Origin of the sequence: Rivularia sp. UHCC 0363, assembly GCF_034931125.1 — a bacterium.
Classification (GTDB): Bacteria; Cyanobacteriota; Cyanobacteriia; order Cyanobacteriales; family Nostocaceae; genus Rivularia.
In genome coordinates, this window is the sequence record NZ_JAYGHM010000030.1 from 55,241 (window position 1) to 70,398 (window position 15,158).

The window sequence follows — 15,158 nt, forward strand, 5'->3', positions numbered from 1 at the left end:
ATTGGGTTACGACACGATAAAATAGATTTTCGTCGCTTTCTTAAAATTGGTTTTCGTGTCTAACCCAACCTACAAACTTCCCTTTCCGAACTCACGGAGAGGGATTGACGGTAAGGTTTTCTTAATTTGACGAAAATTATTGATATGTAAGATAACTTTCTAAATCATCAATTTGCGGGTCGTTTAGTTGCTGCAAAACTCGCCAGACAATCGTATAAGTACCATCAGTACGGCGACTTATAGGTCTAAAAGCAACAATTACATCGCTACTTTGCATTTCTAATAATTGGTCTAAATAACGGCGTTGTTTTCTGGTCAGTGGTTGATTGTTGGCGATGATTTCTGGTAGCTGAAACTGGAAGTTACGCACTAAGTAAGTATGGTTTAATTTCGCCTCAACTGTATTTGAAATTTGATGTTTCCCGGTAACAATTTTTTGTCTTTCTGCTTGTAAGGCATTTAATTTTTTAGGAGGCTGATAATTAATAAAAATATTTCTTTTTTCAGGAGCAACAACCTGCAAGCTTGCATCCAATTTTTCTAAAGGTATATCCCCAACCTCTGCTATAAATCCATAATTCACTCCTTGCGGCAATAGTTGAAACTTTCCTTTTACTATTTGAAGTGGTAAATTAGGCGTAAAGTCACCCTTGGATTCAGCTAAAACCGGGAAAGGATAACGACCAAGAACATTTTTTTGAGAGCGATTCTCCACAGTATTCAAGGGACGAAGATAAGCTTGATATTGCAATACTCGGAAAATACCCGTGTTAGACATTGATAGCAATTTATGATGTATTTCCTTTTCCTTGGGGTAAACATCATAGGTCAAACTATCTAATTCCGCAGCGGTTTTTTTAGGATTGTGAAAATTATTGGCATCGGGAAATTCAGATATTGCTATTGCTAAAAACTTTTCGGCATTTTTTAAAGTTGTTAACGCTTCAGATGGTGGTTTAATTGCTGGTTGGACTGGTGGATTATAATTAGCGATCGCCTTCTTTTTACTTTTACCAATAAAGATTGAATCATTGTTGTTCGCGTCAGGCTCTAAAATAGCGTAAGGAGTAGCCGGTTTATGAAGATTGGGACGGCTAAGGGGAGACAGAGGAAGCACTAAATCGGATTGTTTTTCTCCACTGACCAAAGGTAATTCTCGCGTATGGGTTATTTCACCACGTCTAGATAGAAGTCTATCTAATAATGGGGTAAGCTTTGATAAGACCTGGCTCGAATTATACAAGGAACAGTAAATCTTTAAATTGGATGCACTTAAAGGAGGTATGGAATTAAGAGAAATACTCGCACCTTGATTTTGGCTGCACAAAGCTTGAGGATTAGCATATTGATTAAGAAAACCTTCTACGGCTACGGTTTGGGTAAATAACTGCCCTCCCACGGCTCGCATTTTATTAGAATCGGGTTGTATTAAAGCTTGTTCAATTCGAGAAATTAAGTTTACCTGCTGAGTCACCAACCTTCTGGAAACTACTTCAAAGCTTTCAGCTTGAATTGAATTGCGATCTGGAGAAGATTGTAAATTAGCCTTAAGTGCAAAAGCGCTTTCAACGTTAGCTAGCAAGCAAAAAGGAAGTAAAAAGCTGAAAAAATATCTCATGTCAAAAATCCATTAATTATGGTGTAAAAAGCCTAAAATAGAATTAAAACAACTATTTTACGGGCATCCGTCAGTTGATTGTACTTTTACCGAAAGCGATAACGGTTTGTTACCAGTATTGAGACAAGATTTGATGCAAGCTTCTCAAAAACCGCTGATTAATTCAGAAGCCCCTTTACAACTGCTACTATTTGTGGATGAACGCCCCAAATCCCGCCAACAAGTACAGCAGATTAGCTCCTATCTCAAGCAGTTGCAGCTTGAATGTGATTTATCGCTTCAAGTTATAGATGTCGGCAAACAACCCCATTTAGCAGAACATTTTAAACTGGTTGCAACACCAGCATTAGTCAAGATTCATCCAGAACCCAGACAAGTCCTAGCCGGTAGCAATATAGTCGAGCAACTAAAAACCTGGTGGTCTCGCTGGCAAAACAGTATAGAATCTTACCTACAATTACAGCACGAATTACTGGAAATTCCCAAAAATGACCCGAACGACGAATGTATCAATACTCAAATTCCCACTGATTCGCTAGCGATTTCTTCCGAAATTATTCAGCTTACCGATGAAGTGTTTCGTTTAAAGCAGGAAAAACAGCAACTTCAAGAACAGTTGTTTTTTAAAGACCGGGCGATCGCAATGTTAGCGCACGACCTCCGCAACCCCCTCACGGCAGCAATTATCGCCATAGATACATTAAAATCTAATTTCGATAGTGAAACTGGTGAATTCAGGCGAATAAAACCACCATTAGCCGCTCACGTACTTAATCACGCTCGCACTCAAACTAAGGTAATTGAAAAGATGATTACTGACCTTTTGCAAGTCGGACGCGGTAAAGATACAAAAATTACGATCTCACCAACTAAAATTTCTATAGGCGATCTTTGTTTGGAAGTACTCGAAGAATTAAGCGAATCCTGTAAAGCCAAATTCCTCACAATAGAAAAAGATATTCCCCAAGACCTACCATATGTTTATGCAGACCCCGAACGGATACACCAAGTATTAATAAATCTTCTCGATAACGCGATTAAATACACCCCCCTCAACGGTACGCTGATTATTGCCGGTTTGCATCGTACCAGCCAAAAAGTGCAATTTAGCATCGGTGATAGCGGCCCAGGTATTCCCGAAGAAAATCGCGATCGCATTTTTGAAAATCACTACCGTTTAGAACGAGATCAAGCTAAAGATGGTTACGGTATTGGCTTAAACTTATGTCAAAAAATTGTCCTAGCCCACTACGGTCAAATCTGGGTAGATACCGCACCTACCGGCGGAGCATGGTTTCACTTTTTACTGCCGGTTTATCCGAGTTAATTAAGGGAGTGGGGAAGAGTTTTAATTAATTAACTGTTTGCGGTTAATTACTTTTTGCTGTAAAACTTTAATAATTTGGAAATTTGCAGCGGGGAAATTAAATGTTTCTAATAGCTCTAAATTTACCCAGCGAATTTCATCACATTCTAATGGTTGGGGGATACCATGAAGATGGCGGCATTCGTGTACGGTAAGAGTAACCCGTAAATCGGGATAAGTGTGGTCAATAGTAATTAGATGCTCTCCGACTTCAATTTCTATTGCTAATTCTTCTTGAATTTCTCGTTTAATACATTCTTCGATAGTTTCACCTGGTTCTATTTTGCCACCAGGAAACTCCCAGAAACCACCCATCGCACCTTGTTGACGACGGCGATCGATTAAAATCTGTTGTTTATCGTTCCAAATTACCGCGACACCGATAATTTTGTGAGGTGGGGAAGAATGGGTTTGAGTCATAGTTATATATATAGTTTTTATATATTTTATCCGGCGGTTGAAACCGCTGCTACACAGGCAAAGTCCACCTGCGTGGACTGTACCAATATAAACCTTCTAAGATTTCACATCCAACAAACCTTCTTCCTTCAACTTGGGATTAAACCTCACCTGCATTTGTAAACCCCGCGCTTCTAACTCTTTCAATATTTCCGCTTCAACTCTTCTGGCAACATTTTTAATAATTTTAATCTTTGTCATTTCATCGTTAACAGGATTATCATAATTAGCTTGTTCTTCGGGAGTAATTAAAGCTTTCGCATCAATAGGAGAAATCCATTTTTCTTTATTTTCTCCATTTCCTATAGGTAAACTACCATTTTCCGCAATCCAGGCTTGCTCGATTTCCTCTAAAATTTTACGGCTGGGACGCTCAATAGTTTCTACTTTTACCCAATAACAATATTGCGGTTGTCGGACTAAATGCTGTCTGAGACTAAGAAAAACATCGCGAGAATAACCGATAAATTGTAGAGTTTTGTCTTGGTCAAAAATTGCATAAACTCCAATTTTTCCTTGATATTGTTCGGGCAATTCGCCATTTTCATCAATATAAGGAATATATTCTAAACTTGTTAAATTAGGGATATTCGTTTCTGTAGCCATAATCAATGATCAATTTTTCTGTAAATTGCACATAGCCGACTTGGTTTAAAAATCTTGGCTTTAAACATAAAGTTCGGCGGTACATTTAGAACCACGTACTCTTCAGATTGATGATATTTCTCAAATTCCGCTGGCATTCCTTTCGGTGTAGCGTTGCTGTAAGGAACAGGCTGAAATAGTAATTCTATAAATTCTACTTGTTGGCAATTCGACTGCTGACAAACCTGTTTTAAAAAGCTTTCGTTGGTTAACAGTTCAAATAAAGCTGCTTTAGCTTGTGGTTCTAAAGTGAAACTACTGTCAAAACTTTGAATAATTTTTAAAGCCATTTTTCCGATAATCTTGACCTATGGAATTTTATAACTTCCAAGTGCGTTAAAGAAAGTTTTTGGAACGAAAAATAATAAAGCTTAACAAGATATTGCACTTAAAAATAATCAAACTCCTCAAAAGGTAAATAGTACCCCTTTGTGTACCATCAGCTTGTCGTAATCCAATGGGTTCTTGATGAATTACTTATTACACACACAAAATGGAGTCAAGATTATGACAGTTGCTACAGCCAATCAACTCAACAAGCCAGTACTTAAAAAAGGTTCTACAGGTGAAACAGTCAAAGAATTGCAAAAGCTACTTTTAGACTACGGTATGTATGTATACCTTTATAGTAATGGAGCTTGCGCTTTCCCTGCTGGCGTTGAGGCAATTGATGGTGTATTTGGTTCTGAAACAGAAAAAGCTGTAAAACTGTTTCAAGGCAAAATGTTTTTAGTACAAGATGGCGTTGTCGGGAATAAAACTTGGCAAGCACTTTATAAGGGCGCACCTGTCGATATGCCTATATTAAAAAAAGGCAGCACCGGATCGTTAGTTAAGCAAATGCAAGAGCGTATAGCTATTGGTGGTTACAACGTTGGTGCAATTGATGGAATTTTTGGTTCGCAAACAGAATCAGCCGTGAGAAATCTGCAACAAAACACTGGTTTACCAGTTGACGGAATAGTTGGCGATCGCACTTGGTTTGAGATTAGCAAGATTCAAACGGTTTTCTGTTAAATTTCTGCACTTATCCATCTAAACCTCCGGGGTACTCCCACCACAGTCGCAGACTTGGCGGTGATGGGGGCGCGAGCTTTCGGGGGGAAGCTTCCCCCCGAAACGTCGCTTGATAGGAGAGTAATTGATAGGGTTCGATGCCCTATCAATTACTAATCTTTTTACAATTTTCATAACTAATAATCTTTGAGCATTTTGCATTTGAGGTAAAATATATGTATCTCGGAGTGGCAGTAATTTGCACCGAGAAAATCCGAACCTAGACAACTGATATGGGGTTGCAACCAGGAATGCAAATATTTATTTGCTCGCGGTTGGTTGCGTAAAATCAGTTACCTCATCGTTGTACAAAAATGAAGGTTTCTTGTACAAAACAACGGTCTGGACGGGTCGTTGCTGGCTGTGGAGGTTACTGGAATACCAGACCTGTGAATCAGCAAATTCTAACTGCGAGGTTAGATGCTCCCGCTACATTGCGATGCTTTTAGCGGTGAGAGTCGTCACGTTGATTGGGTTTCTCTCTAAACATAGGAGTAGCCGAATCTTATGAGAGTTCAAAACCCGGTTTCTTGAAGAAACCGGGTTTATATGTATACTAAAAATTTGTTGAATTGGCGTAGTGCTTAGAAGTGTAAAAAAAAATGTATCAAAAAAAAACACCCGCAGCCTAGAAGGCTGGGGCTAATATTACGAAGCCTACCTGCGTAGGCTAATTAAAGAATATACAAAATTCCGAAAAGAATAATCCAAATTACGTCTACAAAGTGCCAGTAAAGTTCGGCTGCTTCGATACCGAAATGATGTTTGTCGCTGTAATGATTGGGTTTGCGAGAACGCCACAATACAGACAATATCGCTAAAACACCGACTGTAACGTGCAGTCCGTGGAAACCTGTCAACACGTAAAATGCACTAGCGAAAAGATTGGTTGTTAAACCGAATTCCAAATGTTTGTATTCGTAAATTTGACCGCACAAAAAGATAATTCCCATCACAGCGGTAATTGCAAACCACATTTGCATTCCCCGCACGTTGTTCTTTTTAATCGCAGTATCGGCCTTATGAATTACAAAACTACTGGAAATTAGAATTACGGTGTTGATACCGGGGAGTAATAATTCTAACTCTGGGGTGCCTGCGGGAGGCCATTCAGCTAAGGTAGAACGGAAAGCAAAGTATGCACCGAACATACCCAAAAAAATCATTCCTTCAGCAATTAAGAATACAACTAATCCGAATAAACGATGGTCTGGATGTGCTGCGTGTTGGGCTTCTACAGTCGCTGCGTGGTGATGATTTTGTTCTGTTTTTGCGGGGTCGATTGCTTGACTTTGCATAAATTTTTAATTGAGTATGAATAATTAATTGGAACCTCACCCGGTCTTTCGGACACCCCTCTCCTTACTAAGGAGAGGGGAGGGGATGAGGTTTTTGCGATAATTAACTAACCTTACCCAGCGGCTTCAGCTGCGATCGCCGGATATGGTTCGTCGTCATCGCTGGTTTCTGGTGCTGCGGATGTGGCATTACCAAAGGGGTCATCGGTATGGGATAGAGCTACAACTTTTTTAGCTTTTTCGCTTCCGTATTCGTAAGGTCCGATCAGTAGGAAAGGATGTGACTCGAAGTTCTCGATCGCAGGTGGTGATGTGGTCATCCACTCCAGTGTCAAGGAATCCCAAGGATTGTTATTAGCTTTTTCCCCAGCCATCCAACTCCAAATTACGTTGATGATGAAGGGGATTGTAGAAACCGCCAAAATGTAAGAACCGTAGGTACAAAATTCGTTGATAGCAGCAAATTTGGGGTCATACATAGCGATGCGGCGATTCATACCCATCAAACCCAATTGGTGCATCGGTAAGAAGGTCATGTTCATGCCGACAATTGTGAGGGCAAAATGAATCCGACCCAAGGTTTCATTAACCATGCGTCCGGTAATTTTGGGGAACCAATGGTAGTAACCAGCAAAAATTCCCAAAACTGAACCACCGAATAATACGTAATGTAAGTGAGCCACGACAAAATATGTATCGTGGACGTGGATATCAAAAGGCACGGCGGCTAACATTACACCACTGATACCGCCAATTACAAAGATACCCAAAAAGCCTATTGCAAAGAGCATTGCGCTGTTGAGACGGATTTTCCCACCCCACATTGTCGCCAACCAGCTAAATATTTTAATACCAGTAGGTACGGCAATCACCATAGTGGTAATCATGAAAAACATTCGCAGCCAACCGGGAATCCCGCTGGTAAACATATGGTGCGCCCAGACAATCAAACCCAAAAAGCTAATTGCCAGAGAAGAATAGGCGATCGCCTTATAACCAAAAATCGGTTTGCGGGAATGAGTAGGTATAACTTCTGAAATTACCCCGAAGAAAGGCAAAATCATGATGTAAACCGCAGGGTGCGAGTAAAACCAGAACATATGCTGGTATACTACCGGGTCGCCGCCCCCAGATGGGTTAAAAAATGCGGTTCCGGCAATTAAGTCAAAGGAAAGTAGTATAAGTGCGCCTGCTAGTACTGGAGTTGAAATTAAAACCAGTGCCGAGGTAGCCAACATTGCCCAGCAAAACAGCGGTAATTGGTGAAAACCGATACCCGGCGCACGCATTTTTAGCAAAGTTACCAGAAAATTGATGGCACCCAAAATTGACGAGGTACCCAGTAGCAGGATACTACCGATCCAAATTGCTTCACCCACCTGTCCGGTAACTAAACTCAACGGAGGGTAAGAAGTCCAACCTGCATCCGGTGCATCGCCAACAAGCAGACTGCTAATTAGCAGCACCCCAGAAGGAGGAACCATCCAGAATGCCAGAGCGTTTAATTTAGGAAACGCCATATCCTCAGCCCCAATCATCAAGGGGATCAGATAATTAGCGAAACCCGCACCCGCTGGCACAATCCACAGAAAAATCATGATTGTGGCGTGCAGCGTAAACAAACTATTGTAAATTTCGGGACTTACAAAGTCTGAAGCCGGAGTTCGCAATTCCGTGCGAACCAAATCCGCCATCACACCGCCGATACAGTAAAAAATGAATGTAGTAACCAGGTACTGAATCCCAATTACCTTATGGTCGGTATTAAAAGTAAAATACTCCCACCATTTTCTTTGACGATGATGTGAAGTATCAGCCGAATGACTGGTTTGTTCTAACTGTGCTTGTGTCATAAAATACTTTTTTGTCGGTTTGATTTATGAAATCTGTCAACAGTGAGCAGTGAGCAGGTAATTATTAACTCATAACTCTTAACTCTTAACTCATAACTCCTCACTTACTTATGAATTTGGTGCAACATTTCTGATGAAATTCCCATTTCACTGGTGTAGGGAGCAAGAAATTCATCTGCCGATTTTTGTTGTGGATTAACTGCAACTGCTTGATTGAATGTTTCAATGCTGGCAACTTGCTGTTCTTTGACCCAACCATTAAAATCTTCGAGTGTTTCAACTACAACAGTTGCGTTCATTGCACCATGATAGGGACCGCAAAGTTCGGCACAAATTAGTTTGTAGTCGCCTGCTACTCTGGGAGTAAAGCGAAGTTGTGTTTGTCTACCGGGAATTAAATCCTGTTTGAGGCGAAATTCTGGCACCCAAAAAGCGTGAATTACATCGTTTGCAGCCATATCAAGTAGAACTTCTTTACCAATAGGAAGGTGCAGTTCACCAGAAAAAACACCACTATCGGGATAGTTAAAAAGGAAAGCGTACTGCAAACCAGTAACTTTTACCACCAAATCTGGCTGTTTACCTTCATTTTCAGGAGTCGCACCCAAACTTGGAGCAACTATACCCATACCAGGAGCATCTTGCTTTTCGGGAAGCTGGTCAATGTTTCTCACATCTGAAGCCGAATCCAAAGTTGCTGCGATCGCAGCTCCAGGGATTGATGTTGCTTGTGGTCTACTGATGATAGATTCTTCAACAGCATGGTGTCCAAACCCACCGATTTCGTTGTATACATCAAAACTGTAAACAGAAATACCGAAAACAATAATAGCTGGTATTGCCGTCCAGAGAATTTCTAAAGGTACATTGCCATGAATTGGTTCGGCATCTGTATCATCACCTTTACGACGACGGTATTTGATGGCACTAAAAATCAAAACTCCTTCAACGATGAGAAATATACCAACAGAAACAGTCATCATCGTATTGAACAAGCCATCTACTAAAAAGGCTTCATCTGAAGCTGCCGTAGGTAGTAGACCATGATTTTGACCAAACCAAAAACTGGTTAATGTCAGCAGGATACCAATTAATAACGTCCAGATTGTACTTGGAATATTCACGGTTAATAATAGTTAGCGGATAACTTAGATTATTTAGCACTACTCACATACTAAGTTAGTCTAGGCGATTGACATTGGGTGTAACAACTAAAAATCTTTATTATTTTTTAGACTTGGGGAGAGAGATGGGGGGATGGGGAGATGGGGAGATAGGAAGTAGTGGGTTAGCGTAGCGTGTCCGTAAGGATATGCATCTTGCTCGCTATCTATAAATAAACTAGGGAGCGAGACGCTCCCACTACAAATACAACTAATGCCCAATTACCACTTCCCAACTTACAAAAACCTAAAAAATCTCTAAAGCTTTCGCCTACATCCCTGATTCCCGATCCAGAGTATAAGTAAGGGGCTGATCTCCAAGCTTGGGGTTTGCGCTAGTGTGGAAATGAATTGTGATTGATTTTATTAAAATGGAGTAGCTCGGATTTTCGGGCATAAGAGAAGGTATTGATGAGCCAATTTGTTGTAGAACCACAAAACCAAGTTGCGACGACGCAGCAACAGCTACCAAAGGATAGAATTCGTAAGCTCGTGTGGAAAATGGCGATCGCTACTTTAATTTTAATGGCGATCGGTAGCGCTACCCGCGTGATGAATGCTGGACTTGCTTGTCCGGATTGGCCGCTTTGTTATGGGGAACTTGTGCCGACTAAACAAATGAATTTGCAAGTTTTTCTAGAATGGTTTCATCGATTGGATGCGTCATTAATTGGCTTTAGTGCCATATTCTTAGTGGGAACCTCTTGGTGGAATCGTCGTTCCTTACCTAAATGGCTCCCTTGGGCTTCTACGTTTGCTCTGTTTTTAATCGTCTTCCAAGGCATTTTAGGAGGACTCACCGTTACCCAACTTTTACGGTTTGATATCGTTACCGCTCATTTAGGAACCGCATTGTTCTTCTTCACAACTTTGCTGGTTATCGGTACGGCACTTACACCTTACAATGCCACAGGAACAGTTGCTAAACTGCCTGTAATATCTCTTGTTGCTAGCGTTTTGGTTTATTTTCAAAGCTTATTAGGTGCCTTAGTCGGTTCGCGCTGGGCATTACATCAATGCTTTACAGGGTACCAACTTTGTAACGTCATGTATACTCATATTTTCGGTTTGCTACCGCCAACTGTAGCAATATTATCCTTGGTATTTGTGTCATGGCGCACGCCAGCACTACATCCAGCTTTACGAAAACTGGCCAATTACGCAGGTGGGCTATTAATTTTACAAATAATCTTAGGATTTGCGACCTACCGCTTACACCTACAAGTAGAACTTCTAACCGTTACTCATCAGTTGATTGGAGCTTCTTTGCTAGGTACTTTAGTTGTTTTTACAGTTCTTTGTGTACGCGATTGGATGGACACTCGTAGTATTTCTGGTTACAACCAAGGGTTGAATTCATCTGTTACAAGTGAACAAACAACATAGTTAGTTCTTAATTGGTAACTGATAACTGCTCGCTGCTAACTCATTTGTTCGATGCTAACAGCCTCCAAAGCGAGAACAGCATATAAATTGTTAAAAAATAAGGAACCATTACCAAGATGATTGAGACAAATGTCTCTCGCCACCATTCTACATTTTTAGAGGTTATTCAAAGTTACTACCAGTTAACTAAACCTCGAATTATCCCTTTGTTGCTAATTACCACTGCTGGAAGTATGTGGATAGCTGCATCTGGAGAAGTAGACCCGATATTGTTGTTAGTTACTCTGACTGGTGGTACTTTAGCCGCTGCTAGCGCCCAAACAATCAACTGTATTTACGATCGCGATATCGATTACGATATGGAGCGTACTCGCCATCGTCCTATTCCTTCGGGTAGAGTCCAGCCCCGCGATGCTTTAATTTTCGCAGTCGTATTAGGTATAATTTCTTTTGCGTTGCTCAGTATATTTGCTAATTTGCTTTCTGCGTTTTTAGCAATGTCTGGGATTGTTTTTTACCTGTTAATTTACACTCACTGGCTGAAGCGCAACACCACGCAAAATATTGTGATTGGGGGAGCAGCAGGAGCAATTCCGGCATTGGTTGGTTGGGCAGCTGTTACTGGTACCTTAAGTCCAACAGCATGGTTGCTATTTGGTATTGTCTTTCTTTGGACTCCGCCACACTTTTGGTCTTTAGCCTTGATGATTAAGGATGATTACGCATCTGTAGGCGTACCAATGTTACCAGTAGTTGCTGGAGAGAAAGCGACGGTTTGGCAAATTTGGTGGTACACCCTTGTAACCGTAGCAGCAACGTTTTTACTTGTTTATCCCTTGCATTCAGCAGGAATTATCTACGCTACTATTGCTTTGTGTTTGGGAGCGGTATTTATTCGTAAAGCGTGGCAATTATTACAAAATCCCGAAGATCGCAGTTCAGCTAAAGGAATGTTTCTTTATTCCATTTCTTACATGATGTTGTTATGTTTGGGTATGGTAATTGATAGTTTACCGATCGCCCATCGTGCTGTAAGTTTTGTCGGCGATAAGTTACATTTATTGGTTGGTTGATCGCTTGAATTTATTGGATTTAACCTTTAGAAACCGGGTTCGCAAGCCCGGTTTTTTGCATGGGGAGGATTTTCGATTTAATCTACCCTCAGCCTGGAAGGTTGGGGCTATAAATACAAAGCCCACCTGCGTGGGCTAAAGGATATTTTTCGTTTGTAGTAAGGGATTTACCCCTCACCATGAACCAAATCCTTTGAAAATAATTTATGTATTTAATGTTGGCGAAAATTCTTTTTGTTTCCTGTCATTTTATCTTTTCTTGGCAGCGCAATTGTATTGCCTGTTCTTAAATCATTCTCAATAATTTAAATCTTTATCATGATTTTTTGAAAGCCTTATTTGATTTACTTAGCACTTTAAACCGCAGCTATTAGCCCACGAAGGTGGACTTTGCCTGTGTAGTAATTAATTATATTCGTCTGTTAACTATTTAAAAAAACTGCCTATCATAAAAATATGGCAACTATTTAATTTTCTAAGCAAATTTCTTTAAAGGCTGCGGTAAAACAAATGTTAACAGAATATATTCATAGAGCAATGCGTAAAGCGACTTATGAGTTGCTTGACGATGGAACTTTCTATAGCGAAATTGCTGAGTGTCAAGGTGTTTGGGCTAATGCTTCTACATTGGAAGCTTGTAGAGAAGAATTGCAAGATGCTTTGGAAGGTTGGATAATTTTGGGATTGCGTTTGGGTCATACTTTGCCAATACTTGATGATATTGACTTAAATTCTACTTTAGAGGTTGCCTAATGCCATCTTTTGGAGCAATCAGTAGACGCGATTTGATTAGTTCTCTCAAACAATTAGGTTTTGATGGTCCATTCTCCGGAGGGAAGCATCAATACATGATAAAGGATGAATTCAAACTGACAATTCCCAATCCACATAAAGCAGATATTAGTCCAAGTCTACTCAGTAGAATATTGCGTCAAGCTAATATTAGTCGTGAACAATGGGAAGTACTATAAATCATTAAAATTTGTAAATAAGAATCGTTATATTTCAACTATCAAACTCAACATAGACTTTTGCTAACGTAGTCATATAAAGGTTAATTCCCTTTACCTTAAACTACATAAAAAGAGGTTTAACATGGCTACTTTAAATCTGCGTCGAACTGAAAATGTTAGCGGCGATTTTTATGTAGATACTACCTGCATTGATTGCGATACCTGTCGCTGGATGACTCCTCAAGTATTTACTCGTGAAGCAGGAATGTCAGCGGTACACCACCAACCAACTGATGAAAAACAAAGATTAGCTGCACTTCAAGCTTTATTATCTTGTCCTACGGCTTCGATTGGTACTGTTGAAAAACCCCAAGATATCAAAGATGCTCAATCAAGTTTTCCGATTCCGGTAGAAGAAAACGTTTATCATTGCGGCTACCATTCAGAAAAGTCTTATGGTGCTGCGAGCTATTTTATTCAGCTACCTGAAGGCAATATCTTAGTTGATTCTCCTCGATTTACACAACCTTTGGTGAAGCGTTTGGAACAAATGGGCGGAATTCGCTATATGTACTTAACTCACCGAGATGATGTAGCAGATCATCAAAAATTTGCCGAGCATTTTGGTTGCGATCGCATTCTTCATCAAGAGGAAATTAATTCGAGTACTCGCGATGTGGAAATTCAGTTAAGCGGTGAGGAACCTTTTAATTTAACTCCAGAATTGTTAATTATTACTGTTCCGGGACACACTGAGGGAAATACTGTTTTACTTTATAAAAATAAATTTTTGTTTACCGGGGATCATCTTGCTTGGTCAGATGGATTAAAACAACTGGTAGCTTTCCGAAATTTCTGCTGGTATTCCTGGGATGAGCTAAAGAAATCAATGCCAAAATTAACTAATTATCCTTTTGAATGGGTTTTACCCGGTCACGGTCGTAGATATCATGCTGATGCTGAAACTATGCAACAACAATTAAAAAAGTGTATTGATTGGATGGAAACGGTTTAGAAGCGTAACCGGGTTATAGCAGTTCTAATCGTTACGTCCTATTAAGCGATCGCAAGCATTCGTTTCAACGTAATGTTACACCTTGGTTCTAAATGATGAGACAATACTAGTTTCACCATTAGATCATTTTAAATTACAAGCATTATGGCAACAATACAGTTTTCAAGAGGTGTCAACGAAGAGGTTATTCCAGAAGTGCGTTTAACACGTTCTCGTAGTGGAGATAGCGGTACTGCAACGTTTATTTTTAACAATCCGAAAGCTTTGGCTGAAGGAAGTACGGATGAAATTACTGGAATGTACATGGTTGACGAAGAAGGAGAAATCGTTACCCGTGAAGTGAAAGGTAAATTTATCAACGGTAAAGCAGAAGCTTTAGAAGCAATTTACTTGATGAAATCTGCTGAAGAATGGGAGCGTTTTATGCGCTTTATGGAACGCTATGCTGACAAAAATGACTTGGGATTAGAGCAATCGTAAAAAATTATTAGTCATCAGTCATTAGTCATTGGTTCTTAGTTTTTAGTCATTAAAAAATAATAAGTAATAAATAACCAGGGAAACTGGGAAAATGGCTAATGACCGAAATAGGGAATAGGGAATAGTAGAAAGAAGTTAAAAATAACGCATTTAGTAGTTAACTTATGTCACATTCACCTCACCCAGACTCAAATCATAAAACTGTTTGCTGTGCAATCGTTACCGTCAGCGATACCCGTACTATCGAAACTGATAAAAGCGGTGCAATCATTCAACAATTACTCAAAGATGCAAATCATCAAGTAGCCGATCGCAAGATTATCAAAGACGAACCAAGCCTTTTGCAAGAGTATTTAGAATTGTTAGGTAAGAATAAAAACTTAAACGCTGTAATTTTTAATGGTGGTACTGGTATTGCACCCAGAGACACCACTTATGACGCGATCGCAAAGTTACTTGAGAAAACCTTACCCGGTTTTGGTGAAATATTCCGCTATTTGAGCTATCAAGAAATAGGTTCCAGAGCCATCGCTTCTCGTGCCGTTGCTGGTATTTATAAACACAAATTAATTTTTTCTCTTCCCGGTTCCAGCAATGCAGTGGAATTAGCAATGAAAAAACTAATAATACCCGAATTAATTCATTTAGTTGGACAGGTCAAAAGTTAGGAGTTAGGAGTTATGGGATTTTAGATTTTGGATTTTGGATTTTGGATTTTGGATTTTGGATTTTGGATTAAAATCTTCCCCTTGTCTCCCCATCTCCCCATCCCCCCATCTCCCCATCTCCCCAT

At 40.0% G+C, this 15,158-nt stretch carries 16 protein-coding genes; 9 read left to right on the forward strand and 7 right to left on the reverse strand.

Annotation, left to right across the window (positions count from 1 at the left end):
- Positions 1-136: 136 nt before the first annotated feature.
- Positions 137-1,618: a hypothetical protein gene (locus VB797_RS17955; RefSeq protein ID WP_323239088.1), complete on the reverse strand. Its 1,482-nt coding sequence runs from the start codon at positions 1,616-1,618 to the stop codon at positions 137-139.
- Positions 1,619-1,751: 133 nt separating this feature from the next.
- On the opposite strand from VB797_RS17955, the gene VB797_RS17960 reads away from it, so the two are divergent.
- Positions 1,752-2,945 (forward strand): histidine kinase, encoded by a 1,194-nt coding sequence (locus VB797_RS17960; RefSeq protein ID WP_323239089.1) that lies wholly within the window; start codon positions 1,752-1,754, stop codon positions 2,943-2,945.
- A gap of 21 nt (positions 2,946-2,966) precedes the next feature.
- On the opposite strand, the gene mutT is transcribed toward VB797_RS17960, so the two are convergent.
- The 3 genes from mutT to VB797_RS17975 form a co-directional block, all read right to left on the reverse strand.
- Positions 2,967-3,404 (reverse strand): 8-oxo-dGTP diphosphatase MutT, encoded by a 438-nt coding sequence (mutT, locus tag VB797_RS17965; protein WP_323239090.1) that lies wholly within the window; start codon positions 3,402-3,404, stop codon positions 2,967-2,969.
- A gap of 96 nt (positions 3,405-3,500) precedes the next feature.
- Complete coding sequence (locus VB797_RS17970; protein WP_323239091.1) at positions 3,501-4,049, reverse strand: GIY-YIG nuclease family protein; 549 nt, start codon at positions 4,047-4,049, stop codon at positions 3,501-3,503.
- A gap of 2 nt (positions 4,050-4,051) precedes the next feature.
- Positions 4,052-4,378, reverse strand: coding sequence for a hypothetical protein (locus VB797_RS17975; protein WP_323239092.1), 327 nt, complete (start codon positions 4,376-4,378; stop codon positions 4,052-4,054).
- Positions 4,379-4,595: 217 nt separating this feature from the next.
- Here VB797_RS17975 and VB797_RS17980 point away from each other — a divergent pair, with 217 nt between their 5' ends.
- The gene (locus VB797_RS17980) at positions 4,596-5,105 is read left to right on the forward strand and encodes a peptidoglycan-binding protein (protein ID WP_323239093.1); all 510 of its coding nucleotides are present in this window, start codon (positions 4,596-4,598) and stop codon (positions 5,103-5,105) included.
- 713 nt (positions 5,106-5,818) lie between these two features.
- On the opposite strand, the gene VB797_RS17985 is transcribed toward VB797_RS17980, so the two are convergent.
- The 3 genes from VB797_RS17985 to VB797_RS17995 all read right to left on the reverse strand — a co-directional run bounded on the left by VB797_RS17985 (position 5,819) and on the right by VB797_RS17995 (position 9,419).
- Positions 5,819-6,442, reverse strand: coding sequence for a heme-copper oxidase subunit III (locus tag VB797_RS17985; RefSeq protein ID WP_323239094.1), 624 nt, complete (start codon positions 6,440-6,442; stop codon positions 5,819-5,821).
- A 113-nt stretch (positions 6,443-6,555) separates the two neighbouring features.
- Positions 6,556-8,295 carry a cytochrome c oxidase subunit I gene (gene ctaD, locus VB797_RS17990; RefSeq protein WP_323239095.1) on the reverse strand — a complete coding sequence of 580 codons (1,740 nt, stop codon included), beginning with the start codon at positions 8,293-8,295 and terminating at the stop codon, positions 6,556-6,558.
- 104 nt (positions 8,296-8,399) lie between these two features.
- Positions 8,400-9,419: a cytochrome c oxidase subunit II gene (locus VB797_RS17995; RefSeq protein WP_323239096.1), complete on the reverse strand. Its 1,020-nt coding sequence runs from the start codon at positions 9,417-9,419 to the stop codon at positions 8,400-8,402.
- Between the two features lie 450 nt (positions 9,420-9,869).
- On the opposite strand from VB797_RS17995, the gene VB797_RS18000 reads away from it, so the two are divergent.
- From VB797_RS18000 to VB797_RS18030, 7 genes are all read left to right on the forward strand, one after another.
- Positions 9,870-10,844, forward strand: a complete 975-nt coding sequence (locus VB797_RS18000) for a heme A synthase (protein ID WP_323239097.1) — start codon at positions 9,870-9,872, stop codon at positions 10,842-10,844.
- A gap of 116 nt (positions 10,845-10,960) precedes the next feature.
- The gene (locus tag VB797_RS18005; RefSeq protein ID WP_323239098.1) at positions 10,961-11,917 is read left to right on the forward strand and encodes a heme o synthase; all 957 of its coding nucleotides are present in this window, start codon (positions 10,961-10,963) and stop codon (positions 11,915-11,917) included.
- A gap of 510 nt (positions 11,918-12,427) precedes the next feature.
- Entirely contained in the window at positions 12,428-12,670 is a 243-nt protein-coding gene (locus VB797_RS18010; protein ID WP_323239099.1) for a type II toxin-antitoxin system HicB family antitoxin, read from the forward strand.
- Complete coding sequence (locus VB797_RS18015; RefSeq protein ID WP_323239100.1) at positions 12,670-12,888, forward strand: type II toxin-antitoxin system HicA family toxin; 219 nt, start codon at positions 12,670-12,672, stop codon at positions 12,886-12,888. The genes VB797_RS18010 and VB797_RS18015 overlap by 1 nt, the downstream gene beginning before the upstream one ends.
- A gap of 124 nt (positions 12,889-13,012) precedes the next feature.
- Positions 13,013-13,885: an MBL fold metallo-hydrolase gene (locus VB797_RS18020; RefSeq protein WP_323239101.1), complete on the forward strand. Its 873-nt coding sequence runs from the start codon at positions 13,013-13,015 to the stop codon at positions 13,883-13,885.
- Positions 13,886-14,029: 144 nt separating this feature from the next.
- Complete coding sequence (psb28, locus tag VB797_RS18025) at positions 14,030-14,365, forward strand: photosystem II reaction center protein Psb28 (RefSeq protein ID WP_323239102.1); 336 nt, start codon at positions 14,030-14,032, stop codon at positions 14,363-14,365.
- Between the two features lie 164 nt (positions 14,366-14,529).
- Positions 14,530-15,033, forward strand: a complete 504-nt coding sequence (locus VB797_RS18030; RefSeq protein WP_323239103.1) for a MogA/MoaB family molybdenum cofactor biosynthesis protein — start codon at positions 14,530-14,532, stop codon at positions 15,031-15,033.
- Positions 15,034-15,158: the final 125 nt, after the last annotated feature.